This window comes from Haloarcula salina (genome assembly GCF_010119195.1).
Taxonomy (GTDB): domain Archaea; phylum Halobacteriota; class Halobacteria; order Halobacteriales; family Haloarculaceae; genus Haloarcula; species Haloarcula salina.
Window position 1 is genome coordinate 382,494 of the sequence record NZ_WRXL01000004.1, and the last position, 22,908, is coordinate 405,401.

Here is a 22,908-nt window from a genome sequence, read left to right on the forward strand (position 1 = left end):
CGGTCCGCCTCAGCCGCGCGTGCTGATGTCGTCTTCGTCTTTGATGATCCGCGTCTCCGCCTCGCCGCTCGTGTGCTCGTTCACGAGGTCGTAGAAGTCGTTCTGGAGCCCGGCGGGGAACGTCAGCACACCGACCCACGAACCGTCGGACTGCCACTCCTCGCGTTCGAGGTCGCCGAACTGTCGGATCTGGGCCTGTGCGCTGCCGGCGTAGTCCGCCGGTACCTGCACCGCGACGGTGACCTCGTCGAAGCGGATCGGGATCACCGGTCTGAGCGCGTCGAGCGCGTCGTCGACCTGGCTCTCGACGGGCTCCATCGGATCGACCCTGAAGTCCGTCTCCTCCAGGGCGGACTCGATCCGTTCGGGCGGGTGCGGCGCGTCGTCCATCTGCGGATTGACCGCGTTGCGGGTGATCCGCTGGACCAGCTGCTTGTGCTTTTGCTCCTGCATCTCGCGGCGCTGGTCCGCCGTGATCTGGATCTCTCCGCGCTTGATGACCTCCGGGATGATCGCCATCGGGTCGGTGGTGTCGAACACCTCCGTCAGCATGTTCTCGGGCGGCCGGTCCCCCCGAGACGCGTCCTCGAACACGTCCTCGGCCGCGATGACGTCCTCTAACTCCCCCTCGAAGTCCCCGCGCTTTATCGCCAGCGCCGCGTCCGGGTCCACCAGTACCTCGAACCGCTGCCCGTGGGATTCGAGGCGCGCCGTCACCGCCTCGTCAAGCGATATCATACCCGAGGGTAGCGGTGGGCAGCTTAAAGGCCTTACTGCGCGGCGCTGGGTCCGAATAGAACAGTCCGACTGACGGGACGCAGCGGGCCGAGTTCGGCCGGCGAGAGCGCGTTACTCCTCGGTCTCGTCGTCCGCGTCCTCGGCCTCGTCCCCATCCTCGTCCCCGTCGTCAGATTCGAGCAGGTCGGCCTCGGCGAGGTGCGTCTCCTTCTCGTCGTCGGAGAGGACGCCGAAGGTCTCCGTCTCCGCGTCGATGGTCGCGACGCCGATACCTTCCGGCGCGAGCTCGTCGTCGTTGACCGACGCGAGCGCGGCCAGCGCCAGGTCGATGCCCGCGTCGAGGTCCATCTCCGCGTCGTAGTTCGCTTCGAGGTAGTCGCGGATGTCGCCGCGGTCGGCCCCGACGGCCAGCGCCTTCCACTCGTAGGGCGTCCCCGAGGGGTCGGTCTCGTACAGGCGGGGCTCGCCGTCGACGATGCCGCCGATGATGAGCGCGACGCCGAACGGGCGCGCGCCGCCGACCTGCGTGTACTGCTGGATGTAGTCGGTGATTTCCTTGGTGAGCGTCTCGACGCCGACCGGCTCGCCGTAGCGCAGCTGGTTCACTTGCGCCTGGCGGCGGGCGAAGTCGATGAGCTGACGGGCGTCGGCCACGTGACCGGCCGAAGCGATACCGATGTGGTCGTCGGCCTTGTGGATCTTCTCGACCGAGGAGCGCTCCATCAGCGGCGACCGGATGCGCTTGTCCACGGCGAGGACGACGCCGTCGCTCGTCCTGACGCCGATACTCGCTGTGCCGCGCTTGACCGCCTCGCGGGCGTACTCGACCTGGTAGAGGCGTCCGTCCGGGGAGAAGATGGTGATCCCGCGGTCGTAGGCCTGCTGTTGGTTTTGTCCCTGCATAGTTATCTGAAATCGAGTGCTGTCGCGCCCACGAACGCGCCGTCGGAGGCCGTTTCGACGTCGTATCGCGGATCCCGTACGGTGGCGCTCCGGTCTGCGTTCTCGAACACGACGTGTCTCTGTTGCGGTGCTTCCGGCGGCCCGCCTATATACTTTTCTTCACAGGCGCGCACCGTGCCGCTAATCCCCCGTATCCGAACGCGAACCGCGTCGCCGTCGACGCTGTCGAGACAGGCCAGGGCGGCGCGGGCCGCGTCGGTCTCGCCGCGCCGGGTCCGAACGATCGCGTGGCCCGCGCCGCCGCGGCGCTCGAAGCGCAGGACCGTCATATCGGTCTCCGCGCTGCCGGTGTCTCCCAGTAAGTTCTGGGCGGCGTACCACACCTCGCGCTGGAACGCCCGGCGGTCGAAGGCGGCGTCGGGCCACGACTCGATCTCGACGGCGAGGTAGCGCCACCGGGGCCGCAGGTGCTTCGGGAGGTGTTTCACGGCCGCTCCTCCTCTGATTCGACGGTGACGCCGGGCTCGACGAACGAGTCGCGCCGGCGCTCGCGGTTGCGCTCCACGAGTCGGCCCCACTCGGCCAGCCCCTCTCGGATCGTCTCGGCGTCGAAACCGACGGCCTCGCCGACGGCGACGAGTTCGCGCGGGGCCCGCTGCTGGAGGTGGCTCACAGGGCCCGCGGTGACGACGAACGGCGCGTCGGCGTCCTCGAGCAGTTCCCTGAGCTTCCGGAGCTGTTTGATGGCCCGGACGCGGCTGCCGCCCGACGCGCGAAGGACCGGCCCGAGCGAGTACGCCACCCGGACGCCGTTCGCCGCGGCCTCGTTGGCGAGGACGTGGTTGAAATCGCCGTCGCCGCGCATCGGGTGGGCGAGTACGTCGACCGCGGGCTGTTCGACCGCGAACCTGTTCAGCGTCGGATCGCCGCCGTGGACGACGACGACCGTCGCCTCGCTGCGGTGGTTGCCCACGAAGCCGCTGGCTCGCGAGGGATTCTCTGCGCGGACCTCGACGCCCTCGGCCACGTCGACGCCGTACTCGTCGGCGATGGCGTCGGCGTCGTAGTCGGCCGGCTCGTCGCCGTGGTTCCTGACGACGATGCCGTCGAAGCCGGACTCGGCGGCCGTCAGCGCGTGCCGGGCGACGGTGCTGTCGCCGTCGGGGTGGGCGTAGACGGCCTCGTACATCACAGCTCCTCTAGAACCTCGCGGGCGTTCTCGACGGCCTTCTCGCGCTTGGCGGGGTAGGCCTCGACCTTCGCCCGGAGCGTGATGCCGTCGCCGCGTTCCACGTCGCCGCGGAACGCCGCCTGCTTGTCGAAGGTGAGGAAGAAGGAGCAGTTGTCGTCGACCCGGTCGTCGAGCTCCGCTCGCACCGCCTCGATGTCGGGGGCGCTCGCGACCTGCGAGAGGACGTGGCGAACCTCGTCTGCGTTCTCGACCCGCGCCGAGAGGACGACGATGCGGTCGCCGTAGTGGCCCTCGCTCTTCGCCCGCTCGATGGGGTAGTCCTCGGGCAGAAACGTCCGCAACGCTTGCTCGACGCGCTTGTCGTCCTCGGTCGCGTAGCAGAAGGTCCGGAGGTCGACGTAGTGGAACGGGACCGACGACATCGAGCGCCTACTCGTCCTCGGCGGCTTCGAGGTTGTCCTCGGGCACGCCCTGCTCCTGCCCGTCCTCGAAAGAGACCGTGTAGTTGGCGTCGCCGAACATCGTCTCGACGACCTGCGTGACCGTGCCCGTCTCGCCGTCGTAGTCGCTGTGCTCGTCGTGGAGAATGACGCTGTCGTCCTCTTCGAATGCCATACCCGGCGGTACTCGGTGGCTCGTCAAAAAGGGACTGATTCGGTCCGGCGCGGTGTCGAAGGGTTATAGACGACTCGGAACGACCTGCCGCCATGTGCACCACGGCAGGGAGTCCCAGACGACCGTCGACGCTTCGGAGTTACGCCCGGTAGACACATGACGCGAGTCGACGAACTGTGGTACCTCGCCGACGGAGCGCGCCAGACCGCCGAGCAGACGTATCACAGCCTCCGAGACCGTCACGACGATTTCGTCGAGTTCACGCGCCACCGACGGGTCCCGCGCCAGCACTTCCGGTCGGTCGCCAGCGAGGCCCGCGACCACGGCGCGCCCTACGGCGCGCACACGCTCGCCTACCGGCCCTCCGGAGAACTGCTGCTGGTCCGCCACGAGGGCGTCGACATGTGGGTCCTGCCGGGCGGTGAACTCGACGGCAACGAGTCGTTCCGGGAGGCCGCGCTCCGCGAACTCGGCGAGGAGGGCGGCATCGAGGCGTCCATCGAGGGCCTCGGACTGCTCGGCCGCGTGGAGTTCTACTGCGACGGCAACATGGCCTGGGGGGTCCTCCCGGTGTACGAGGCGCGCGCCGAGACGACAGAAGTCAGCGTCGACGACCCGGACTTCGAGATCAGCGAGGCGCGGTGGTTCGAGGACCTGCCCGCGGACACGCGCGACCGCGAGGAGATCGAGGAGTGGCGCGACCGGCGCTTCGAGCGCGGGGCGTAGCCGAGCGGCGGCCGAACTCAGTCGTCACTCACTCTGGGCCGAAGGACTTCCCCTCTCTGGCGTCGGCGTTCAGCCGTCGAACGGTTGCCCGAGCGTTGCTCGCGTCGTAGCCGAACAGCACGGAATCACCGTACTCGGCGGCCACCTCGACGGCCTTCGAGAGGTCGTCCACGTCCACGTCGACGGCGTACAGTTCGATACTGAACGGCGTCGAGAGGCGGTCCTGCCACCCCTTCGCCAGGATCTCCAGCCAGTACGTCGTGGAGTAGGCCATGTCGTAGATGGGGACGACGAACTCGTCGGCGTACGCGGCGATGTCGTCGACGGCGACGCCAGAGCGGGCTTCGAGGTGGCCGGGATAGGGGTCGGGATACAGCGTGAGGTACAGGTCGCCGGGCACGCGCTCGCGGGCCTCGGCGACGAACTCGGTGATGACGTTCGTCCGCCAGGCCGACCAGTCCTCGAAGTCGCTCTCGGCGAACCGGCGCTCACAGCGGTCGCAGTGGCAGTACTCGTCGCGGGGAAAGCCCACGTCGTCGAGGCGAACGTCCTCGTTGACCGCGGCGGCGTCAGAGATGATGTCGAGCAGGCCCTCGCGATAGCGGTCGTGGGTCGGGCAGACGTACGTCCAGTCGAAGTACGGTTGGTTGCGCGTCGCCGGCGTGCCCTCGTCGTCGAAGGCGAGCAGTTCCTCTTCGCTCTCGACCGCGTTGTCGCCGAAGCAGGACACCATGTTCACCGCGTCCGAAACCGGTTCCGCGGCCCGGCCGGTCACGTCCTTGACCTCGTAGAACGCCCGGTCGAACTCGGACCACTGCGTCTCCTCCTCGTTGCGGGTGACGACGCCGTACATACCGTCGGGTACGGCGCAACCGCGGGTAAGGGTTCGGAAAGCGACGGAGCGACCGCTGGAAGAGAAGCCTGTGAGAACACTGTCGGCCGGTACCGGGCGACGGTCCGGCGAGTCGAGACCGCCGGGGACCAACGGGGCGGCCGACAGCGCTGTTCGAGTGGCGATACGCCGGTGAAACGTGACCCTACCGCTTGGCGACGTACGCGAGCGCGATGGCCGCGACCGCGACGAGGGCAATGAGCTTCTTCTGCATCGTTTCAGATGACGGACACCAATTATAAAGAACTATCGCCGTGTCAGTCGTCAGCACGCCCCTCCGTCTCGGCGGCCGAAGCGCGGTCTGTCTCTGGAACCGCCGCTTCGTCGTGCGTGCCGACCGGCGGGCGGTTCACCTCGGCCGCCGCGGAGTCCGTGAGATCCGTGCGGTCGTCGCCGTCGGTCTCGATCTCGTCCATCTCTCCCTCGGCACGCGCGTCCTGGTCGATGCGCATCGAGCAGAAGTCGACGCCGCACATCGAGCAGAAGCGGGCCTCCTTGTAGTTGTCGCCGGGGAGCGTCTGATCGTGGTACGCCTGCGCCCGCTCCGGGTCCAGCGCCAGGTCGAACTGCTCGCGCCAGTCGAAGGCGTAGCGGGCCTCAGAGAGCGCGTCGTCCCAGTCTCTCGCGCCCTCGCGGCCGTTGGCCACGTCGGCGGCGTGGGCCGCGATGCGGTACGCGGCCAGTCCGTCGCGGACGTCCGCCTTCTCGGGCAGTCCGAGGTGCTCCTTTGGCGTCACGTAGCACAGCATCGCCGCGCCGGCCCGGCCCGCCTCGGTCGCGCCGATGGCGCTCGTGATGTGGTCGTACCCCGGCGCTACGTCGGTCACGAGCGGTCCGAGGACGTAGAACGGCGCGCCGTCGCAGACGTCTTGCTGGCGCTCGACCTGCTCGGCGACCCGGTCCATCGGGACGTGGCCCGGCCCCTCGACCATCACCTGCACGTCGTGGTCCCACGCGGTCCGCGTGAGTTCGCCGAGCGTGTCGAGTTCGGCGAACTGGGCGTCGTCGCCGGCGTCGGCCAGACAGCCCGGCCGCAGGCCGTCGCCGAGGCTGAACGTCACGTCGTACTCGTGGAATAGCTCGCAGATCTCCTCGAACGTCGCGTACAGGGGGTTCTCCATGCCGTTCTCCTCGATCCACTGCGCGAGGATGGAGCCACCGCGGGAGACGATCCCGGTCGTCCGGCCGTCCGTCAGCGGGAGGTGCTCCATCCGGACGCCCGCGTGGATCGTCATGTAGTCGACGCCCTGTCGGGCCTGCTTCTCGATGACATCGAGCAGGAGGTCGTGCGTGATGTCCGCGGCGTCGCCCGCTCGCTTGACGGCCTCGTAGATGGGGACGGTCCCGACCGGGACCGGCGAGTGCGCGACGTTCGCCGTCCGAATCTCGTCCAAGTCGCTGCCGGTCGAGAGGTCCATCACCGTGTCCGCCCCGTAGTGGACGGCGGTGTGGAGCTTCTCCAGTTCGCCCTCGATGTCGCTCGTCTCCTCGCTGTTGCCGATGTTCGCGTTGACCTTCGTCGCGAACTCGCGACCGATGACCATCGGGTCCAGCGAGTCGTGGTTGACGTTCGCCGGAATCACGGCCTGCCCGTCGGCGACCTGTCGCCGGACGAACTCCGGGTCGACGTTCTCGCGCGCTGCGATGCGTTCCATCTCCTCGGTGACGGTGCCGTTGCGGGCCGCCTCGATCTGCGTCATAATCACTAGGTTATACTACTAGATTATAAATCTCCGGCCGGCCGCGCCGTCACCAGGCGGCCGCCAACAACGCCCCGACAATTGTGGGGGCGACCCGAACAGGGATGTGTCCCAACGCGAAACAGAGGGACGATGGACGCCTCCAGTCGCCGGGCGGTGCTCGCGACGCTGGGGAGCGCCGCGACCGCCCTGGCCGGTTGCGGGGCGTTCGGGCGGGACCGCGTACGCGTCCTCGTCGCGGGCAGCCTCCAGAAGGCTGCCAGCGAGACGCTCCAGAGGCGGACCGACGCCGACCTGGCCGTCGAGGCCCGCGGGTCGGTCCAGGCCGCGCGCCTGGTCGCGGAGGGAAAGCGCGACCCCGCTATCGTCGCGCTGGCCGACCCCGCGCTGTTCGAGCGAATCATGTCGGCGGCCTGGTACGCGGTCGTCGCCAGCAACGAGATGGTGCTGGCCTACAACCCGGACACCGACGGCGGGGGCCACGTCGGGGACGCGGACCGGTGGACCGACCCGCTGCGCCACGGCGGCGTCTCGCTCGGGCGGACCGACCCGGCACTCGACCCGCTGGGCTACCGGACGCTGTTCGTCCTCGACCTCGCCGCCGACTACTACGACGATCCGGGGCTGGCCGACGCCGTCCTCTCGGCCGACCAGACCTACCCGGAGACCCAACTGCTCGCGCAGTTCGAGACGGGCGCGGTCGACGCCGCGTTCGTCTACCGGAGCATGGCCGTCGAGCGCGACTACCCGTTCCGCGAGTTCCCGCCGGAACTCAATCTCGGCGACCCCGCCCACGCCGAGCGCTACCGCACCGTTACGTACGAACTGCCCGACGGGACGGTCGCGCGCGGCGGTCCCATCGAGTACGGGGCCGTCCGCCGCGACGACGGCCCGCGGACGCGAACCGCCTTCGAAGCCGTCCTCGCGAGCGACTGGCTCACACCCCACGGATTTACCGTCCGCGAGGAGTATCCACGACTAGCCGGAGATGTCCCGGACGCACTCACGCGGTGAGGCCCCGTCCGCCCACGGAGGCGCGGGGGTGCGCGAACTCGTTCCGGTCCTCGGAGCGGTGCTGCTGCTGTACTTCGTCGTTCCCGTCGCGGTGCTGGTCGTCACGTACTCGCCGACCGCGCTGGCGACGAGCCTGACCGACGCCTACGTCGTCGACGCGGCGGTGACCTCGCTCGTGGCCGCGCTGTGTAGCACCGCCATCGCCGTCGCGTTCGGCCTGCCGCTCGCGTACTGGCTCTCGCAGAACAGCGGGCCGCTGGCGACGGCGGCGCTCGGGGCCGTCGTCCTGCCGCTCGTCCTGCCGCCGGTCGTCAGCGGGATGTTGCTCCTGACGGTCGTCGGGCCGGGCGGCCTCGGCGGACTGACCGACCTGGCGCTCACCCGCTCGCTGCTCGGCGTCGTCGCCGCACAGACGTTCGTGGCCTCGCCGTTCTTCGTCGTCACCGCGAAGGCCGCATTCGACGGCATCGACGCCCACCTCGAAGAGGCCTCGCGCTCGCTCGGTCGGAACTGGACCGAGACCATGCGCTCGGTGACCATCCCGCTCGCGAAGCCCGGCATCCTCGCCGGCCTCGTCCTGACGTTCGCTCGCGCGATGGGCGAGTTCGGCGCGACGATGATGCTCGCGTACTACCCGCGGACGCTCCCGGTCCAGATCTGGGCCTCGTTCATCTCGGACGGCCTGGACGCGGCGCTGCCCGTGGCGGTCGTCCTGCTCAGCGTCGCGCTCGGGACGCTGCTGATCGTCCACGGCCTGCGGGCGACGCCGTGGCGGTAAGACGGCGCTACCGCTCGTGGGCCCAGAACGCCTCGTCGACGGTCACTTCCTTCTTGAACAGCGGGACCTCCTCTTTGAGTCGGTTGATGCCGTCCTCGACCGCGCGGAACGCCTCGGTCCGGTGGCCCGCGAGGACGACGACGAAGACGATGTCCTCGCCGGCCTCGACGACGCCGGTCTTGTGGTGCAGGCGGACCGCGTAGACGCCGTCGCGCGCCTCCAGATCCTCCCGTAGCGCGGCCAGCTTCCGCGCGGCGACCTCGTCGTAGCGCTCGAACTCCAAGAACTCGGTGGGCGGGTCTTCCGGCCCGTCGCGAGCGCGGACGCGGCCGGTGAACGTCGCGATGGCCCCCGAGAACGTTTCGTCGGGATGGGCTTTCACCTCGTCGACGAGCGTCTCCAGCGTGACGTAGGGGTCCCGGTCGCGGAGCGTCTCGACGATGGCGTCGAGGTCGGCGTCCGCTCCCTGAGACGCCCGGAGGAGGACCGGATCGGCCGCCTCGCGCTCGCCCAGGACGACCTTCGGAATCGACGCGTCGGTGTACCCCTCGACGAGGGCGTAATCGTAGTCGGGCGCGAGGGCGTCGAGCGTCTCCCCGAGCGTCCGCTCTGCCCCGGTCGCGTACCACTCGCCGTCGTCGGTGAGCGCGACGGTCTCGGCCGCGCCCGCCGCGCGGTGTCGCGCGGTATCTTTTCCCTCGGTGTCCACGTCGGGCGGGTGCGTACAGTGTTTCACCGTCGCGACGCGCCCGGACGCGGAGAGGCGCTCGGCCAACCGCTCGACGAGCGTCGTCTTCCCCGTCTCGGAGTGCCCGACGATTCCCAGCACGTGCATGAGCGTGCGTAACACAGGAGCGCAGATAGTCCTTTTCGATGGGGACGGGTAGGGTCGGACAGAGCACACGGCCGACCGCGAACCGCTGAACGGCGACCCCGCGGGGCGGTACGCTCGCCAGACGTGACTTCATTACTCCAGCGAGAGTATGGCCGGTATGTCTGTCATCGCGGAGTTCACGATCGACTCGGGCGAGTTCATCCTCGGACAGGTGCTCGCCCGCGGCGAGAACACGCACGTCGAGATGGAGCGAGTAGTGCCGGCCTCCGGACGGGTGATGCCGTACGTCTGGGTCCACGGCGGGGGGTTCGACGAGTTCGAACGAGCCGTCGAGTCGAGCAAGTACGTCGAACGCCTCCACGCGCTCGACATTATCGAGGACAGCGCCCTCTATCGCGTCGAGTGGGCCGACCACGTCGAGAGCCTCATCTACGGGATGGCCGAGACGCAGGCCACGATCCTGGAGGCCCGCGGGAACGAGCAGTGGTTCTTCCGGATCCGGTTCGACGACCACTCGGGGTTGACGGACTTTCACAACTTCTGTATGGACCACGGGATCGTCTTCCAGTTGGAGCGCGTGTACACGCTGGCCGAGGAGTACGGCAGTGGACACAAGTTCGACCTGACAGAGGCGCAGCGGCGGACGCTCCAGAAGGCCGTAGAGGGAGGGTACTTCGAGGTCCCGCGCGGGACGACGCTGGGCGAACTCGGTGCAGAACTCGGAATCTCGGAACAATCCGTCTCCGAAAACGTCCGGCGTGCGGCCAACAAGGTACTGACCTCGGTGATGTTCGACGCGCCGGAGTGGGACAAGTGACCGGTGAGGACTTAAATGGCTTAAATATCAGGTAACACCGCCTTACTGTGGGAGTACAACAATACTGGTAGATGTCTAACGTCGAAACTATCGACTGGGGTGTCGTCTTCGAAACACTGGCCAACGAGGAGCGTCGGGAAATCCTGCACTATCTCACGTCGGAACAGGAGACGCTTTCGGTCCGGGACCTCGCGGAGCGATTGTCGGTCGACCCGGACGACGACGGGGCGGTCCACCGGGCCCGGGTTCAGCTTCACCACGTCCACCTCCCGAAGCTCAACGATGCCGGCCTCGTCGTCTGGGGGCGCGACCAGGGAACGCTCCGGGAGACGGAACGGGCCCATCAGCTCCCCGCCGGCGCGATACCTACCGGTCCGATGACCGCCGAAGTGTGCCAGGACGAGCGACAGACGAGCGACTGAGAGCGCCGATGGAAGACCTGCCCGAAAGCGAGATCGTCCGAACGTCGGTACCGGGTCCGAACGGGTCCGTCGTCGACGTGATCGTAGAGGCAGTGGCCGAACTGCAGGGGCGTAGCGCGCTGGACCTCCCGCCACTCACCGAGACTGTGGACGGGGACGCGCTCGATTCGCTCTTTCCCGCGGACTCCGTCGAGGTGACCGTCTCGTTCACGTTCGACGGTACCGACGTCGTCGTCCAGAGCCCGGCGACGGTACACGTGTCCCTCGCGGACGACTGACGGTGCGGTCGTGTCGTCAGCGGTCGACCGTCTTCTCGACCACGCGAACGTCCTCGATGGCCGTCTTCGGGTACGCGCCGTCGTCGTCCTTCTCGCTGGCCTTCACCATGTCCCAGACGACGTTCAGTCCGGTCGTCACGCCCTCTAGCGCCTCCATCTCGCAGCCGGTCTTGCCGACGGTCTCGACGGCGACGGTCGCCTCGACGGCCCCCTCGGTCACCTCGAAGGCCGCGTCGACGTTCGTGATGGGGATCTGGTGACACATCGGAATCGTCTCCCAGGTGTGTTTCACCGCCTGGATCGCGCCGATTCGGGCCGTCGTCAGCACGTCGCCCTTCTCGACTTCGTCCGCGTCGATGGCGGCGAGCGTCTCGGCAGTGAGCGCGATTCGGCCGCGGGCGACAGCCCGGCGCTGGCTCTCGTCCTTGTCACCCACGTCCACCATCTGCGCGTCGCCCTCGTCGTCGACGTGTGAGAACTCCTCGGTCATGGCTCCCCGTAGCCCACCCCGCCCCAAAACCGTGCGGGTCTGCCTACCGGCGGACGAGGCCGAGCAGGTGGCCGAGCGCCGGCGCGATCAGGTCTTCCGTTCCGGTCCGTGCGGCGTTCTCGCTCCCGGGCAGACAGAACACGAGGCGGTCCTCGACGGCGCCCGCGGTCGCGCGCGAGGCCATCGCCATCGGCCCGACTTCCTCGTAGGAGAGCCAGCGGAACAGTTCGCCGAAGCCCGGAATCGGCCGGTCGAACAGCGGCGTGAGGGCGTCGACGGTCACGTCGTCGGGCGTGAGTCCCGTCCCGCCGGTCGTCACCACCGCGTCGGCCCCGTCGTCGAGGAGGTCGACGACGGCGTCCGCGATGGCGGCCGGGTCGTCGTCGACCAGCCGCCGGAAGGCCACCTCGTGACCGGCGTCTTCGAGTGTCGCGGCGATCACGTCGCCCGCGGGATCGTCGTCCAGCGTGCGTGAGGTCGAGACGGTGAGGACTCCGACGGAGACGGCGTCGGCGTCGTGCGCGTGGTGATCGTGGTCCTCGTGCGAATGGTCGTCCGACCCGTGTTCGGTCTCGCCCTCGTCGTCGTGGTGTCCCATAGCGAACGTGCCCGCGGACGGCGCAAGAGACTGTCGGCTGGCGCGAATGCGTCTCGGCGCGACGCCCGACTGGACCGTCCTCAGCAAGCGTCGAGGAGGTCGTCGAGGAGCTTTCGCTGGGCGGCCGCGAGATGTTCGGTGAACGTCGAGGTCGAGATCTCCAGCGCGTCGGCGACCTCGCCGGCCGACGCCTCGCGCGGGTGCTCGAAGTAGCCCAGTTCGTGCGCGCTGACCAGCACCTCGCGCTGGCGCTCGGTCAGCTTGGAGCGGTCGAGCACGACCGGTCGTTTGTGCTCCTCGGGCGTGTCTTCGAGCAAGCGGCGGAGTTTGACGGCGTCACCCTCCGACTGAAGGGAGGCGACGATATCGCGCAGCGAGGGGACGTCCTCGACGAGGAACGTGACGACGAGCGACTGTCCGTCGGCCGAGACCTCCTGTACCACGCAGCCGGCGGCCTCGACGACCTCGCAGACGCAGCCCTGGTCGGCGACGCGGGACAGGCGAAAGACGTGGCGCTCGTCGTAGGAGAACACCTTCTCGACGGTCGGGTTGTCACGGTGTGGGACCGGTTGCGACCCCGCGTCGCCTCGGAGGGTGAACTCCTCGACGACGCGTCCCTCGTCACTCTCCGCGCTGCGTGCGACCTTCGAGACCGACCACTCCTCGCCGGCGTGCGGTGCGACCTGGCACGACCGTGGACCGAACACCTCCACTTCCGCGAGCATTCGGCCCGGCATATCCGGACGATGACACCGACGACACATGAAACCCCAGTCGAACATATTCGGGTCTAAATCCGCAATATAAAGGGCCCAAGATGTTGGGATAGCAGTTCATCCGGATGCTGGGTCAAACGCAAGACAGCGGAGTGACGCGACCCTTCGGATCGCGCGCGAACTGATGCCCACGGACGAAGTCGAGAACATGAGACGTAACACGATACTCATCGGCCTACTGATCACGGCGGTACTGTTGCCGATGTGGTTCGTCGCCCTGCACGGCGAACCGCCTTCGGAAGAGATCGCTATCGACGAGAGCGTCACCGACATCCGGCCGCTAGCGGGGCCGCTGGAGACGCCGAACAAGCTGTCACCGAGCCAGGTCGGCGTCATCGTCTGGGTCGGGCTGTTCGCCCTCGTCGGCGTGCTGACGGCCGCACACCAGTTCATGAACCGGGCGGTCAGACCACCCGACGACGCCGCGGCGGTCCCCGACGGCGGGACCGTCTCGCTGCCGTGGTTCGACACCGAGAGCCGCTGGGTCGTCGAGTACCACGACGCCTCGGACGCCATCGAGGGGCTCGTGGCGATGGGGGGCCTGACGGTGCTCTCCATCGTCTTCGCCGCGCTGTTCACCGGCGAGTATCTCACGCTCGCCCGGACCCAGTACTTCGGGCTGTACGCGACGGGGATGTTCCTCTCGCTCGCGCTCTCGACGGTCGCGTACTACGCCTGGTTCATGCCGCACGTGGAAGTCGCCGAACTGAGGGGCCACGAATGATCGACTACCCGAAACCCGACGACGACGAGGAACAGGCCGACGACTGCTCGTGTCAGGGGGGCCCGACCGAGTCGCCGACGCTGTACAGCGACGCGCGCGCCGAACTTCGCCGGCGGGACTTCGCGAAGTTCCTCGCGACCGTCGGCGGTCTCACCGCCGTCGCGAGCCTCGCCGCGCCGCTTGCGAGCACGACGCAAGTGTTCGAGCGGGGCTACGAGGGGCCCGTCTACTCCGACGGCGTCCACCTCGTGGACAGCGAGGGCGAGCGAGTCACGGAGGGGCGACTCTCCGAAGGAGACCTCCTGACCGTGTTCCCGGAACCGCGTCCCGGCATCGAGAAGGCACCGACGCTCCTCGTCCGGTACCCCGAGTCCGAGTACAGTTCGAACGTCAAACAGGGGTTCACCGTGAGCGGGTACGCCGCGTTCTCGAAGGTGTGTACCCACGCCGGCTGTATGGTCTCGGACCGCGAGGAGAACGTCCTCGTCTGTCCGTGTCACTTCGGCCGGTTCGACGCCCTCGACGGCGCGGCCGTGACCGGGGGTCCGCCCGGGCGGGCGCTGCCCCAGCTCCCGATTACGGTGACCAGCGACGGCTTCCTCGTCGCCACGGGCGACTTTGAAGGGCCTATCGGCCCGGGGGGTGGCTGATGTCGCGCGCCGACCAACTGTACGACTGGTTCGACACCCGGCTGGACCTGGAGAACGGCCAGAAGTTCCTCGGGAAGGCGTTCCCGGCGGAGGACTCGTTCCTGCTCGGAGAGGTGGCGCTGTTTTGCTTCCTCCTGCTGGTGTTGTCGGGGATCTTCCTCGGCTTCTTCTTCGAGCCCTCGACCTCCGACGTGGAGTACGAGGGCAGCGTCCAGAAGTTCCAGGGCGAGGAGATGCCGGAGGCGTTCGTCTCGGTGCTGCACATCACCTACGACGTGCCCTTCGGGATGTTCATCCGTCGGCTCCACCACTGGGCGGCCCACCTGTTCGTCGCCTCCATCGGCTTGCACATGTTGCGGGTGTTCTTCACCGGCTCCTACCGCAATCCGCGGGAGCCGAACTGGATCGTCGGGACCGGCCTCGCGGCGCTGGCGATGGGCGCGGCCTACACCGGCTACGCCCTGCCGTTCGACGAGTTCGCCGCCACGGCCACGAGCATCGGGTACAACCTCACCATCTCCATTCCGTTACTGGGGGACTTCCTCGGAAAGGTCGTCTTCGGGGGTGAGTTCCCGTCGAGTGCGACCATCCCGCGGCTGTACTTCCTGCACGTCCTCGTGATACCGACGGCCATAGCCGTGGGCCTGGCGGTCCACATGGCCATCCTGATCCGACAGAAACACACCGAGGCCCCCCGCGAGAGCGACGTGACCACCGGGCGGCAAACTGTCGACAGGGAGAACGACGACGTCATCATCGGCCTGCCCGCCTTCCCGAACCAGGCCGCCGTCTCCGCCGTCGTCTTCTTCGCCACGGCGGCGACGCTGTCGGCGCTGTCCGGCCTGCTCCCGGTGCACAACGTCGCGGAGTACGGCCCGAACGACCCCGCGTCGACGCCGGAGCTCATCATGCCCGACTGGTTCCTGATGTGGGTGTACGGCTTCCTGAAGCTCCTGCCCCAGTGGGCCAGTTTCAGCGTCGGTTCGGTCCACGTCAGCGGCGAGTTCATCGGCGGCATCGTCCTGCCGGGGCTGGTGTTCGCCGCCGTCGCCGCGTGGCCGTTCATCGACCGGACGGAGTCGCCGACGCACTTCACCGCCGACCCGCTCTCGCGGCCATGGCAGACCGCCGTCGGCGTCGCCGCCGTCGCGTTCATCATGATCGCCTCCATCGCGGGGATGAACAACATCCTCGCGGGGCAGGTGCTCGACACGTCGACCAGCGCCGTCAATCCGATACTGACGGCGGCGCTGTTGCTCGTCCCGCCGCTGTTCGGCGCGGTCACCTACCTCCTGTTGCGCGACGGCGAGCCGACGCCGTCGGAGGGCGGGGACGTGGCCGCCGACGGCGGCCCGGAATCGACGCCGGACGGTGGCGGCGCAGACCCGGCGCCGGACGCGGGCGACGACCCGACCGCCGCCGAGTCGGAGGAGGGGGACGATGCCTGAGACGATCGCGCTGACGGAGCGACAGTATCGCCTGCTGGATACGACGAGCAAGCTGGTCGGTCTCGTCCTGGTGGCCGCCGGCCTGGAGGTCGGCGGCGGGACGCCGACCGGCATCGCGCTGGCGCTCGCCGGCGCCGCCTGTGCGACCGCGACTGTGTTCATCACCAATGAGTAGACACGACCCGACCGACGACGAGACGGACAGCGCTGGAATCAGTCGCCGCGACTTCGTCCGCGGCCTCGGGGCCGCATCGCTACTCGGCGCGACGGGCCTGGGATTCGCCGACGACGGCATGACCGGGCTGCAAGCGGTGGACGACCCCATCGGAAACTATCCGTACCGGGACTGGGAGGACCTCTACCGCGACGAGTGGGACTGGGACTCCGTCGCCCGCTCGACTCACAGCGTCAACTGCACCGGCTCCTGTTCCTGGAACGTCTTCGTCAAGGACGGCCAGGTCTGGCGCGAGGAGCAGGCCGGCGACTACCCGACCTTCGACGAGAGCCTGCCGGACCCGAACCCGCGGGGCTGCCAGAAGGGCGCCTGCTACACCGACTACGTCAACGCCGACCAGCGGGTCCTCCACCCGCTCCGGCGTACCGGCGAGCGCGGCGACGGCCAGTGGGAGCGCATCTCCTGGGACGAGGCGCTGACCGAGATCGCCGACCACGTCATCGACGAGGTGCAGGCGGGCCGCTACGACGCCATCTCCGGGTTCACGCCGATCCCGGCGATGTCCCCGGTGAGCTTCGCCTCCGGCTCGCGCCTCGTCAATCTGCTCGGCGGCGTCTCCCACAGCTTCTACGACTGGTACTCCGACCTGCCGCCGGGCCAGCCCATCACCTGGGGCACGCAGACGGACAACGCGGAGTCCGCCGACTGGCACAACTCCGATTACATCATCGCCTGGGGGTCGAACATCAACGTCACGCGCATCCCGGACGCGAAGTACTTCCTCGACGCGGGTTACGAGGGCGCGAAGCGCGTCGGCATCTTCACGGACTACTCCCAGACGGCGATCCACACCGACGAGTGGCTCTCCCCCGAGGGCGGCACGGACACCGCCCTCGCGCTCGGCATGGCCCAGACCATCGTCGACGAGGGCCTGCACGACGAGGCCCACCTCAAAGAGCAGACGGACATGCCGCTGCTCGTCCGCGAGGACACCGGAAAGTTCCTCCGGGCGAGCGAGGTCGGACTCGCCGCGGACGCCGACGATCCCGAGAAGGTGTTCGTCATGGTCGACGCGAACGGCGACCTCCGAGCCGCACCCGGCTCGCTCGGCGAGCGCGACGGCCAGCACGACCACTCGATGAGCATCGAACTCGACTTCGACCCGCGGCTGAGCGTCGATCGGAGCGTCCAGACCGACGGCGGGAGCGTCGCGGTCCGCTCGGTCTGGGAGAACCTCCGGGACGAACTCTCGCAGTACACGCCCGAGTTCGTCCACGAGGAGACGAGCGTCGGCGAGGACACCTACCAGCGGGTCGCCCGCGAGTTCGCCGAGGCCGACGCGGCCAAGATCATCCACGGCAAGGGCGTCAACGACTGGTACCACAACGACCTGGGCAACCGCGCCATCCAGTTGCTCGTGACGCTCACGGGGAACCTCGGCGACCCGGGAACCGGCGTCGACCACTACGTCGGCCAGGAGAAGATCTGGTCGTTCCACGGCTGGCAGGTCCTGTCGTTCCCGACCGGGAGCGTCCGCGGCGTCCCGACGACGCTGTGGACGTACTTCCACGCCGGCATCCTCGACAACACCGACCCGGACACGGCCGAGAAGATCCGGGAGTCCATCGAGAAGAACTGGATGCCGGTCTACCCGTCCGAGCGCGAGGACGGCATCAGGCCCGACCCGACGACGATGTTCGTCTGGCGGGGCAACTACTTCAATCAGGCCAAGGGCAACGTCGCCGTCGAGGAGCAGCTGTGGCCCAAGCTCGACCTCGTCGTGGACATCAACTTCCGGATGGACTCGACGGCGCTGTACTCGGACATCGTCCTCCCGGCGGCGAGCCACTACGAGAAGTACGACCTCTCGGAGACGGACATGCACACCTACGTGCACCCGTTCACGCCGGCCGTCGAGCCGCTCGGGGAGGCCAAGACCGACTGGGAGATCTTCCGCCTGCTCGCGGAGAAGATCCAGGAGCGGGCCACCGAGCGCGGCGTCGACCCGGTCGAGGACCGGAAGTTCGACCGGACCATCGACCTCACGACCATCCACGACGACTACGTCCGCGACTGGGAGACCGGGGAAGAAGGGGCGCTCGAAGAGGATCGGGCCGCCGCGGAGTTCATCCTCGAACACTCCGAGGAGACGAACCCCAGCGACACGGACGAGCAGATCACGTTCGACGACATCGACGACCAGCCCCAGCGGTTCCTCGCGGCCGGCGACCACTGGAGTTCCGACATCAAGGACGGGGAGGCCTACGTCCCGTGGCAGGACTACGTCCACGACAAGAACCCCTGGCCGACGTTCACCGGCCGCCAGCAGTACTACATCGACCACGACTGGTACCTCGAACTCGGCGAGGAACTGCCGACCCACAAGGAGGGGCCGGAGGACACCGGCGGCGACTACCCGCTGTCGTACAACACGCCCCACGGCCGGTGGTCCATCCACTCGACGTGGCGCGACAGCGCGAAGATGCTCCGCCTCCAGCGCGGCGAACCGGTGGTGTACCTCAACCCCGAGGACGCCGAAGAGCGCGGAATCGAGGACGGCGACACCGTCGAGGTGTACAACGACCTCGCGGAGGTGGAGGTGCAGGCGAAGATCTACCCGTCCAGCGAGCCGGGAACCGTCCGGCAGTTCTTCGCCTGGGAGAAGTTCCAGTACCCCGATCGGGACAACTTCAACTCGCTCGTCCCGATGTACATGAAGCCGACCCAGCTGGTGCAGTACCCCGAGGACACCGGCGAGCACCTGCACTTCTTCCCCAACTACTGGGGGCCGACGGGGGTCAACAGCGACGTGCGCGTAGACGTTCGACCGACCGGAGGTGACACCGAATGAGTACCGACCAACAGGACGACCAAGGGAGCGAGGACTCGCTCGTCGACGTGGCGGAGGGCATCGACCACCAGGTCGCGATGGTGATGGACCTGAACAAGTGTATCGGCTGCCAGACGTGTACCATCGCCTGCAAGAGCCTCTGGACGGAGGACGGCGGGTCCGAGTACATGTACTGGAACAACGTCGAGACCAAGCCCGGCGAGGGTTACCCGCGGGGCTGGGAGGACTCCGGCGGCGGCTGGCAGTCCGGGGAGCACTCCGAACGCCAGACCGGCGAAATCCCCGATCAGGAGGACTACGGCCGGGCGTGGGAGTTCAACCACAACGAGATCATGTACGAGGGCAGCGACGAGCCGCTCCGACCCCGCGAGGGCGCGGAGTGGGGCCCCAACTGGGACGAAGATCGGGGGGCCGGCGAGTACCCCAACAGCTACTACTTCTACCTCCCGCGAATCTGCAACCACTGCACCCACCCCTCCTGCGTGGAGGCCTGTCCGCGCTCGGCGCTCTACAAGCGCGAGGAGGACGGCATCGTCCTCGTCGACCAGGAGCGCTGTCGTGGCTACCGCTACTGCGTCGAGGGCTGTCCGTACAAGAAGGTGTACTACAACACCGTCTCGAAGAAGTCAGAGAAGTGCATCTTCTGTTATCCCCGCCTCGAAGGGGAGGGGCCGGACGGCGAGACGTACGCGCCGGCCTGCGCGGAGGAGTGCCCACCACAGCTTCGGATGGTCGGCTTCCTCGACGACGAGGACGGCCCCATCTACAAGCTCGTCGAGGAGTACGAGGTGGCGCTGCCGCTGCATCCCGAGTTCCAGACGCAACCGAACGTCTACTACATCCCGCCGTTCGCGCCGGGCCAGCACACGGAGGACGGGGAGACGGTCGACATCGACCGCATCCCGCGGCAGTACCTCCGAGAGCTGTTCGGCGACGGCGTCGACGAGGCGCTCGACACCATCGAGCGCGAGCGCCAGCGGACCCGACAGGGCGAGGACAGCGAGCTGATGGACCTGCTCCAGGACAAGAACCCGGCGAAGCAGTACCGGCTGGGGGTGTTCGATGACGAGTGACGCCGTCCGGACGGCCGGCCTCGCCGCGGTGCTGGCGACGCTCGTCCTCGTCTCGTCGGTCGCCGCGCCGCTCGCGAGCGCCCGGCCGGCCCACGAGATTCCGGTCACGGAGACGGAGCGCGCCGACCTCTCCCAGCCGGCCGCCGCCGGTTGGGAGGACGTGCCGGCCTCGGACGTGGCGCTCGCCAGCGCGCCCAGCGGCGTCCCGAATGCCGACGACACCACCGTCGAGACGGTTCACGTGCAGGCCGCCAGAACCGACCAGCGGCTGTTCGTCCGCCTGGAGTGGGACGACGCCACGCGTGACGTGAGCGCGGACGACCCGCGGACCTTCGCGGACGCGGCGGCGGTCCAGTTCCCGACGAACGCGAGCGCGCGCCCGCCCATCGCGATGGGCGGTCCCGGGAACAAAGTGAACGTCTGGTTCTGGAGCGGGGCCACCGGCTCGCAGGAACTGCTCGCGGGCGGCGCGGGCTCGACGACGGCCTTCCAGAACCCCGCCATCGAGGCGAACGCGACCCACAGCGGGTCCGGCGGGAACGCCACCTGGGCGCTCGTCTACTCGCGGCCGCTGAACGCGACCGGCGAGAACCGGACGGCGCTGCAGACCGACGGCGACCTCGACGTGGCCTTCGCCGTCTGGAACGGCTCGAACGGCGAGCGCGCCGGCCAGAAGGCCGTCAGCGAGTGGCACTACTTCCCGTTCGGTCCCGGCCCGCAGGGGCCGCCCTACGAGACGCTGCTGTGGACCGTCGCCGGCGTCGCCATCGTCGCCGTCGTCGGCGTGACCACGTTCGGCATCTACCGGACGCGGGAGGGCAACTGATGGCGACGACGCCGACCGACTCCCTCGACGACGTGGACGAGGACGCCGCCGCCCGCGGGGCGGTGTACGCGACGCTCGCGAAGGCGTTCGAATACCCCGCGGAGCCGTTCCACGAGGCCGCCGCGAACGGCTCGCTCGAAGCCGACCTCCGGAACTGCATCGACCGCACCGGGCTCGACGTGGCCGTGCCGCCGCTGACGACCGACGACGACTACCGGACCCTCGCAGCGCGCTACAACGACATCTTCGAACTCGGCTACAGCGAGTACGCCGACCGCACTGACGGCTCGCTCGACGCCGAGGGGCCGCCGGTGCCGCTGTACGAGTCGAAGTACCGGCCGGACCACTCCTGGAACGACGTGAACCTCGACCTCTCGCGGGCGTACAGCCACTACGGCCTCGAAATCGACCAGGAGGACCGCGACAACCACGACGCGCTGACCTACGAACTGGAGTTCGCGGGCTACCTGGCCCGTCGCGAGGCCGCCGTCGGGAGCGACGCCGCGGCGGCCCGACTCGACTTCCACGACCGCCACCTCGGCCACGCCGCCGCGGGCGTCGCCGAGCGACTGGCCGACGAACCTGGGACGGACGTGTACGGCGGCCTCGGCGACCTGCTGGAAGCGGTCGTCCGAGCCGACCGCAACGACCTCGCCCACCGACTGGAGGGCCAGCGATGACGGCGACCGCGCTCCGCACTCGGGTGCGGCCGCTCCTGGGCCGCGGCGACCGCTCCGTCACCGTCGCCGCGACCGGGATCGCTGCGCTCGCGGTGGCCGTTCAGTACGTGGTCGTTCTGCTCGTCAACGCACCGGGGCGGACCGCGCTCCCGGTCGCGTCCGACGCGCTCGCAGTCGGTTCGACGGCCGTCGTCGCGCTCGCCGCGGTCGCGCTGGCCGTCACTCGGTCCGACGCGGCCGCCGGGACCGGACTGCTGTTCGTCGGCGTGTTCGGCCTGCTGGCGCTGCTCGACGGCGCTGCGGCGCTCCCGGCCGCGGTCGCGGCGGTCGCTGGCACGACCGCGGTCGCCGCCGCGTCGGGACGGACGCTCGATCCGCTCTCGGCCGTGGCGACGGCGCTGCTGCTGGCCGCGCTGAGCGTCGGCCTCGCCAGCGGCGTCGCGGGGTGGACCGGCCTCCGACCGCTCGCCTCGACGGTCGCGCTCGTCGGCATCGCCGCGCTCCCGGCGTTCGCCGCGTCGGACTGGCGCGCCCGCTCGAAGCCCGACTGGGCGGCGATGGTGGGCGGTCTGTTCGCGTTCGCCGCCGTCGTCGCCGTCGGCCGCGCCGTGCCGTTCGTCACCGGCGCGGTCACGCTGACCGGCAGCGGCGTCGTCGGGACGAGCCTCCCGGTGGTCGCGCTGGCCGTCGCCGGCGCGGTGACCGCCGCGAGTGCCGCCACGCGGACCGGCCGCTGGACGCTGCTGGCCGGCGTCGCGCTGGTGGCGTTCGCGGGCGTGCCGGCGTCGCTCCCGCGGGCACTCCCGTTCGCACTCGGGACCGCGGCGCTCGCGCTCGAGGAGGGGCACCGATGACGGGCTGTCACGACGACGACGAGTTCGAGAAGCACCTCGAAGAGGACCCGGACCCGCAACTGGACCCCGAGCGCAGTCCCGGCCTGCACGTCGACATCGAGGCGCTCGAAGACATCGAGGTGAGCCGCGAGGACGTGACCATCGGCGAGGCGACGCCGGAGGAACTGGCCGCGAGCGACACCGAGCCCGTCGAGGACGACGCGGTGGCGTCGCTGCTGGCCGACGCGGAGCAGGGCTCGAAGACCGACCGACGGCGCGCCGTCCTCGCGCTGAAGGACCGCGAGACCTCGGACGCCGTCGTGAGCGGGCTGGCGCGGGCCGCGACGACCGACGAGGACGGCGACGTGCGTCAGTTCGCCGTCGAGGCGCTGACGGCCCACGGCGGCGAGCGGGCAGCCGCCGTCGCCGTCGAGCTCCTCGACGACCCCGACCCGTGGGTCCGCGCGGAGGCAGTCGTCGCGCTCGACAACGTCGACCGCGAGGCCCACGAGGCCGACATCGACGCCGCGCTGGACGACGACCACCACGCCGTCCGGCGTAACGCCGCCATCTCGCTGTTCAAGCTCCGGGGAGAGGACATGGCCGACGCGCTGCTGGAACAGAGCCGCGACGACAGCGAGCGGGTCCGCGAGTGGGCCGCGCACATGCTCGGCGGCGTGGACGAGGACCGCGCCCGCGAGCGGCTTCGCGAACTCACCGACGACTCCGCGTCCGTCGTCAGACAGACCGCCGAGCGCTCGCTGGAGGTCGACCCGGGGACCTTCCGCCGGCAGTTCGGCGGCGCGCTGGAGAACGACGCCCGACTGTTGCCCGGCGAAGACCGACTCAATCGGATGCCGGACCTCTGAGACGC

At 69.0% G+C, this 22,908-nt stretch carries 29 protein-coding genes; 16 read left to right on the plus strand and 13 right to left on the minus strand.

All coding sequences use genetic code 11. From position 1 onward, the window contains the following. Window positions 1-9: 9 nt before the first annotated feature. The 6 genes from GM656_RS13275 to GM656_RS13300 all read right to left on the minus strand — a co-directional run bounded on the left by GM656_RS13275 (window position 10) and on the right by GM656_RS13300 (window position 3,448). On the minus strand, window positions 10-738 hold the full coding sequence (locus GM656_RS13275) for a ribosome assembly factor SBDS (protein WP_162414148.1): 729 nt from the start codon (window positions 736-738) through the stop codon (window positions 10-12). A gap of 111 nt (window positions 739-849) precedes the next feature. Then, window positions 850-1,641, minus strand: a complete 792-nt coding sequence (gene psmA, locus GM656_RS13280) for an archaeal proteasome endopeptidase complex subunit alpha (protein ID WP_162414149.1) — start codon at window positions 1,639-1,641, stop codon at window positions 850-852. Window positions 1,642-1,643: 2 nt separating this feature from the next. Beyond that, window positions 1,644-2,129 carry an Rpp14/Pop5 family protein gene (locus tag GM656_RS13285; protein ID WP_162414150.1) on the minus strand — a complete coding sequence of 162 codons (486 nt, stop codon included), beginning with the start codon at window positions 2,127-2,129 and terminating at the stop codon, window positions 1,644-1,646. Beyond that, window positions 2,126-2,830 (minus strand): RNase P subunit p30 family protein, encoded by a 705-nt coding sequence (locus GM656_RS13290; protein ID WP_162414151.1) that lies wholly within the window; start codon window positions 2,828-2,830, stop codon window positions 2,126-2,128. The genes GM656_RS13285 and GM656_RS13290 overlap by 4 nt, the downstream gene beginning before the upstream one ends. Continuing rightward, window positions 2,830-3,255: an RNA-binding protein gene (locus GM656_RS13295; RefSeq protein WP_162414152.1), complete on the minus strand. Its 426-nt coding sequence runs from the start codon at window positions 3,253-3,255 to the stop codon at window positions 2,830-2,832. Before GM656_RS13295 ends, GM656_RS13290 begins: the two co-directional genes overlap by 1 nt. A gap of 7 nt (window positions 3,256-3,262) precedes the next feature. Next, complete coding sequence (locus GM656_RS13300; protein ID WP_162414153.1) at window positions 3,263-3,448, minus strand: DUF1918 domain-containing protein; 186 nt, start codon at window positions 3,446-3,448, stop codon at window positions 3,263-3,265. A 156-nt stretch (window positions 3,449-3,604) separates the two neighbouring features. Between GM656_RS13300 and GM656_RS13305 the strand changes: the two genes are divergently transcribed. Beyond that, window positions 3,605-4,174, plus strand: coding sequence for an NUDIX hydrolase (locus GM656_RS13305; protein ID WP_162414154.1), 570 nt, complete (start codon window positions 3,605-3,607; stop codon window positions 4,172-4,174). 28 nt (window positions 4,175-4,202) lie between these two features. Here the strand turns inward: GM656_RS13305 and GM656_RS13310 are convergent, their stop codons facing one another. From GM656_RS13310 to thiC, 3 genes are all read right to left on the minus strand, one after another. After that, window positions 4,203-5,027, minus strand: coding sequence for a hypothetical protein (locus GM656_RS13310; RefSeq protein ID WP_162414155.1), 825 nt, complete (start codon window positions 5,025-5,027; stop codon window positions 4,203-4,205). 184 nt (window positions 5,028-5,211) lie between these two features. Then, the gene (locus tag GM656_RS19535) at window positions 5,212-5,337 is read right to left on the minus strand and encodes a hypothetical protein (protein ID WP_277815056.1); all 126 of its coding nucleotides are present in this window, start codon (window positions 5,335-5,337) and stop codon (window positions 5,212-5,214) included. Further along, window positions 5,324-6,766 (minus strand): phosphomethylpyrimidine synthase ThiC, encoded by a 1,443-nt coding sequence (thiC, locus tag GM656_RS13315; RefSeq protein WP_162414156.1) that lies wholly within the window; start codon window positions 6,764-6,766, stop codon window positions 5,324-5,326. Before thiC ends, GM656_RS19535 begins: the two co-directional genes overlap by 14 nt. A 132-nt stretch (window positions 6,767-6,898) precedes the next feature. Between thiC and GM656_RS13320 the strand changes: the two genes are divergently transcribed. Both GM656_RS13320 and GM656_RS13325 read left to right on the plus strand, forming a co-directional pair. Then, window positions 6,899-7,780, plus strand: coding sequence for an extracellular solute-binding protein (locus tag GM656_RS13320; protein ID WP_162414157.1), 882 nt, complete (start codon window positions 6,899-6,901; stop codon window positions 7,778-7,780). Further along, on the plus strand, window positions 7,755-8,558 hold the full coding sequence (locus tag GM656_RS13325) for an ABC transporter permease subunit (protein ID WP_162414158.1): 804 nt from the start codon (window positions 7,755-7,757) through the stop codon (window positions 8,556-8,558). Before GM656_RS13320 ends, GM656_RS13325 begins: the two co-directional genes overlap by 26 nt. Window positions 8,559-8,565: 7 nt before the next feature. Here the strand turns inward: GM656_RS13325 and GM656_RS13330 are convergent, their stop codons facing one another. Then, window positions 8,566-9,393, minus strand: coding sequence for a molybdopterin synthase (locus GM656_RS13330; protein ID WP_162414159.1), 828 nt, complete (start codon window positions 9,391-9,393; stop codon window positions 8,566-8,568). Window positions 9,394-9,550: 157 nt separating this feature from the next. Between GM656_RS13330 and GM656_RS13335 the strand changes: the two genes are divergently transcribed. The 3 genes from GM656_RS13335 (at window position 9,551) to GM656_RS13345 (ending at window position 10,910) form a co-directional block, all read left to right on the plus strand. Next, the gene (locus GM656_RS13335) at window positions 9,551-10,210 is read left to right on the plus strand and encodes a helix-turn-helix domain-containing protein (protein WP_162414160.1); all 660 of its coding nucleotides are present in this window, start codon (window positions 9,551-9,553) and stop codon (window positions 10,208-10,210) included. Between the two features lie 71 nt (window positions 10,211-10,281). Continuing rightward, window positions 10,282-10,632, plus strand: a complete 351-nt coding sequence (locus GM656_RS13340; RefSeq protein ID WP_162414161.1) for a winged helix-turn-helix domain-containing protein — start codon at window positions 10,282-10,284, stop codon at window positions 10,630-10,632. 8 nt (window positions 10,633-10,640) lie between these two features. Next, on the plus strand, window positions 10,641-10,910 hold the full coding sequence (locus tag GM656_RS13345) for a HalOD1 output domain-containing protein (RefSeq protein WP_162414162.1): 270 nt from the start codon (window positions 10,641-10,643) through the stop codon (window positions 10,908-10,910). 16 nt (window positions 10,911-10,926) lie between these two features. Here the strand turns inward: GM656_RS13345 and moaC are convergent, their stop codons facing one another. The 3 genes from moaC to GM656_RS13360 all read right to left on the minus strand — a co-directional run bounded on the left by moaC (window position 10,927) and on the right by GM656_RS13360 (window position 12,735). Beyond that, entirely contained in the window at window positions 10,927-11,400 is a 474-nt protein-coding gene (gene moaC, locus GM656_RS13350; RefSeq protein ID WP_162414163.1) for a cyclic pyranopterin monophosphate synthase MoaC, read from the minus strand. A 43-nt stretch (window positions 11,401-11,443) separates the two neighbouring features. Then, a complete protein-coding gene (locus GM656_RS13355) occupies window positions 11,444-11,998 on the minus strand; it encodes a MogA/MoaB family molybdenum cofactor biosynthesis protein (protein WP_162414164.1) in 555 nt (184 codons plus the stop codon). Between the two features lie 80 nt (window positions 11,999-12,078). After that, window positions 12,079-12,735, minus strand: a complete 657-nt coding sequence (locus GM656_RS13360; protein ID WP_162414165.1) for a helix-turn-helix domain-containing protein — start codon at window positions 12,733-12,735, stop codon at window positions 12,079-12,081. Between the two features lie 187 nt (window positions 12,736-12,922). Here GM656_RS13360 and GM656_RS13365 point away from each other — a divergent pair, with 187 nt between their 5' ends. Genes GM656_RS13365 through GM656_RS13410 form a run of 10 tightly spaced genes read left to right on the plus strand, consistent with a single transcriptional unit; the run spans window position 12,923 to window position 22,903 of the window. Beyond that, window positions 12,923-13,498, plus strand: coding sequence for a hypothetical protein (locus tag GM656_RS13365; RefSeq protein ID WP_162414215.1), 576 nt, complete (start codon window positions 12,923-12,925; stop codon window positions 13,496-13,498). Next, complete coding sequence (locus GM656_RS13370) at window positions 13,495-14,148, plus strand: QcrA and Rieske domain-containing protein (protein ID WP_162414166.1); 654 nt, start codon at window positions 13,495-13,497, stop codon at window positions 14,146-14,148. The genes GM656_RS13365 and GM656_RS13370 overlap by 4 nt, the downstream gene beginning before the upstream one ends. Continuing rightward, window positions 14,148-15,596 carry a cytochrome b gene (locus GM656_RS13375; RefSeq protein WP_241692769.1) on the plus strand — a complete coding sequence of 483 codons (1,449 nt, stop codon included), beginning with the start codon at window positions 14,148-14,150 and terminating at the stop codon, window positions 15,594-15,596. The genes GM656_RS13370 and GM656_RS13375 overlap by 1 nt, the downstream gene beginning before the upstream one ends. Beyond that, entirely contained in the window at window positions 15,589-15,771 is a 183-nt protein-coding gene (locus GM656_RS13380) for a hypothetical protein (protein WP_162414167.1), read from the plus strand. The genes GM656_RS13375 and GM656_RS13380 overlap by 8 nt, the downstream gene beginning before the upstream one ends. After that, window positions 15,764-18,622, plus strand: coding sequence for a nitrate reductase subunit alpha (locus tag GM656_RS13385; protein ID WP_162414168.1), 2,859 nt, complete (start codon window positions 15,764-15,766; stop codon window positions 18,620-18,622). The genes GM656_RS13380 and GM656_RS13385 overlap by 8 nt, the downstream gene beginning before the upstream one ends. Further along, complete coding sequence (gene narH / locus GM656_RS13390; RefSeq protein WP_162414169.1) at window positions 18,619-19,695, plus strand: nitrate reductase subunit beta; 1,077 nt, start codon at window positions 18,619-18,621, stop codon at window positions 19,693-19,695. The genes GM656_RS13385 and narH overlap by 4 nt, the downstream gene beginning before the upstream one ends. Continuing rightward, window positions 19,685-20,521: an ethylbenzene dehydrogenase-related protein gene (locus GM656_RS13395; RefSeq protein ID WP_162414170.1), complete on the plus strand. Its 837-nt coding sequence runs from the start codon at window positions 19,685-19,687 to the stop codon at window positions 20,519-20,521. The genes narH and GM656_RS13395 overlap by 11 nt, the downstream gene beginning before the upstream one ends. Further along, a complete protein-coding gene (locus tag GM656_RS13400; protein ID WP_162414171.1) occupies window positions 20,521-21,201 on the plus strand; it encodes a molecular chaperone TorD family protein in 681 nt (226 codons plus the stop codon). Before GM656_RS13395 ends, GM656_RS13400 begins: the two co-directional genes overlap by 1 nt. Further along, window positions 21,198-22,055, plus strand: coding sequence for a phosphate ABC transporter permease (locus tag GM656_RS13405; protein WP_162414172.1), 858 nt, complete (start codon window positions 21,198-21,200; stop codon window positions 22,053-22,055). The genes GM656_RS13400 and GM656_RS13405 overlap by 4 nt, the downstream gene beginning before the upstream one ends. After that, the gene (locus GM656_RS13410) at window positions 22,052-22,903 is read left to right on the plus strand and encodes a HEAT repeat domain-containing protein (RefSeq protein WP_162414173.1); all 852 of its coding nucleotides are present in this window, start codon (window positions 22,052-22,054) and stop codon (window positions 22,901-22,903) included. The genes GM656_RS13405 and GM656_RS13410 overlap by 4 nt, the downstream gene beginning before the upstream one ends. The last annotated feature ends 5 nt before the right edge of the window (window positions 22,904-22,908 follow it).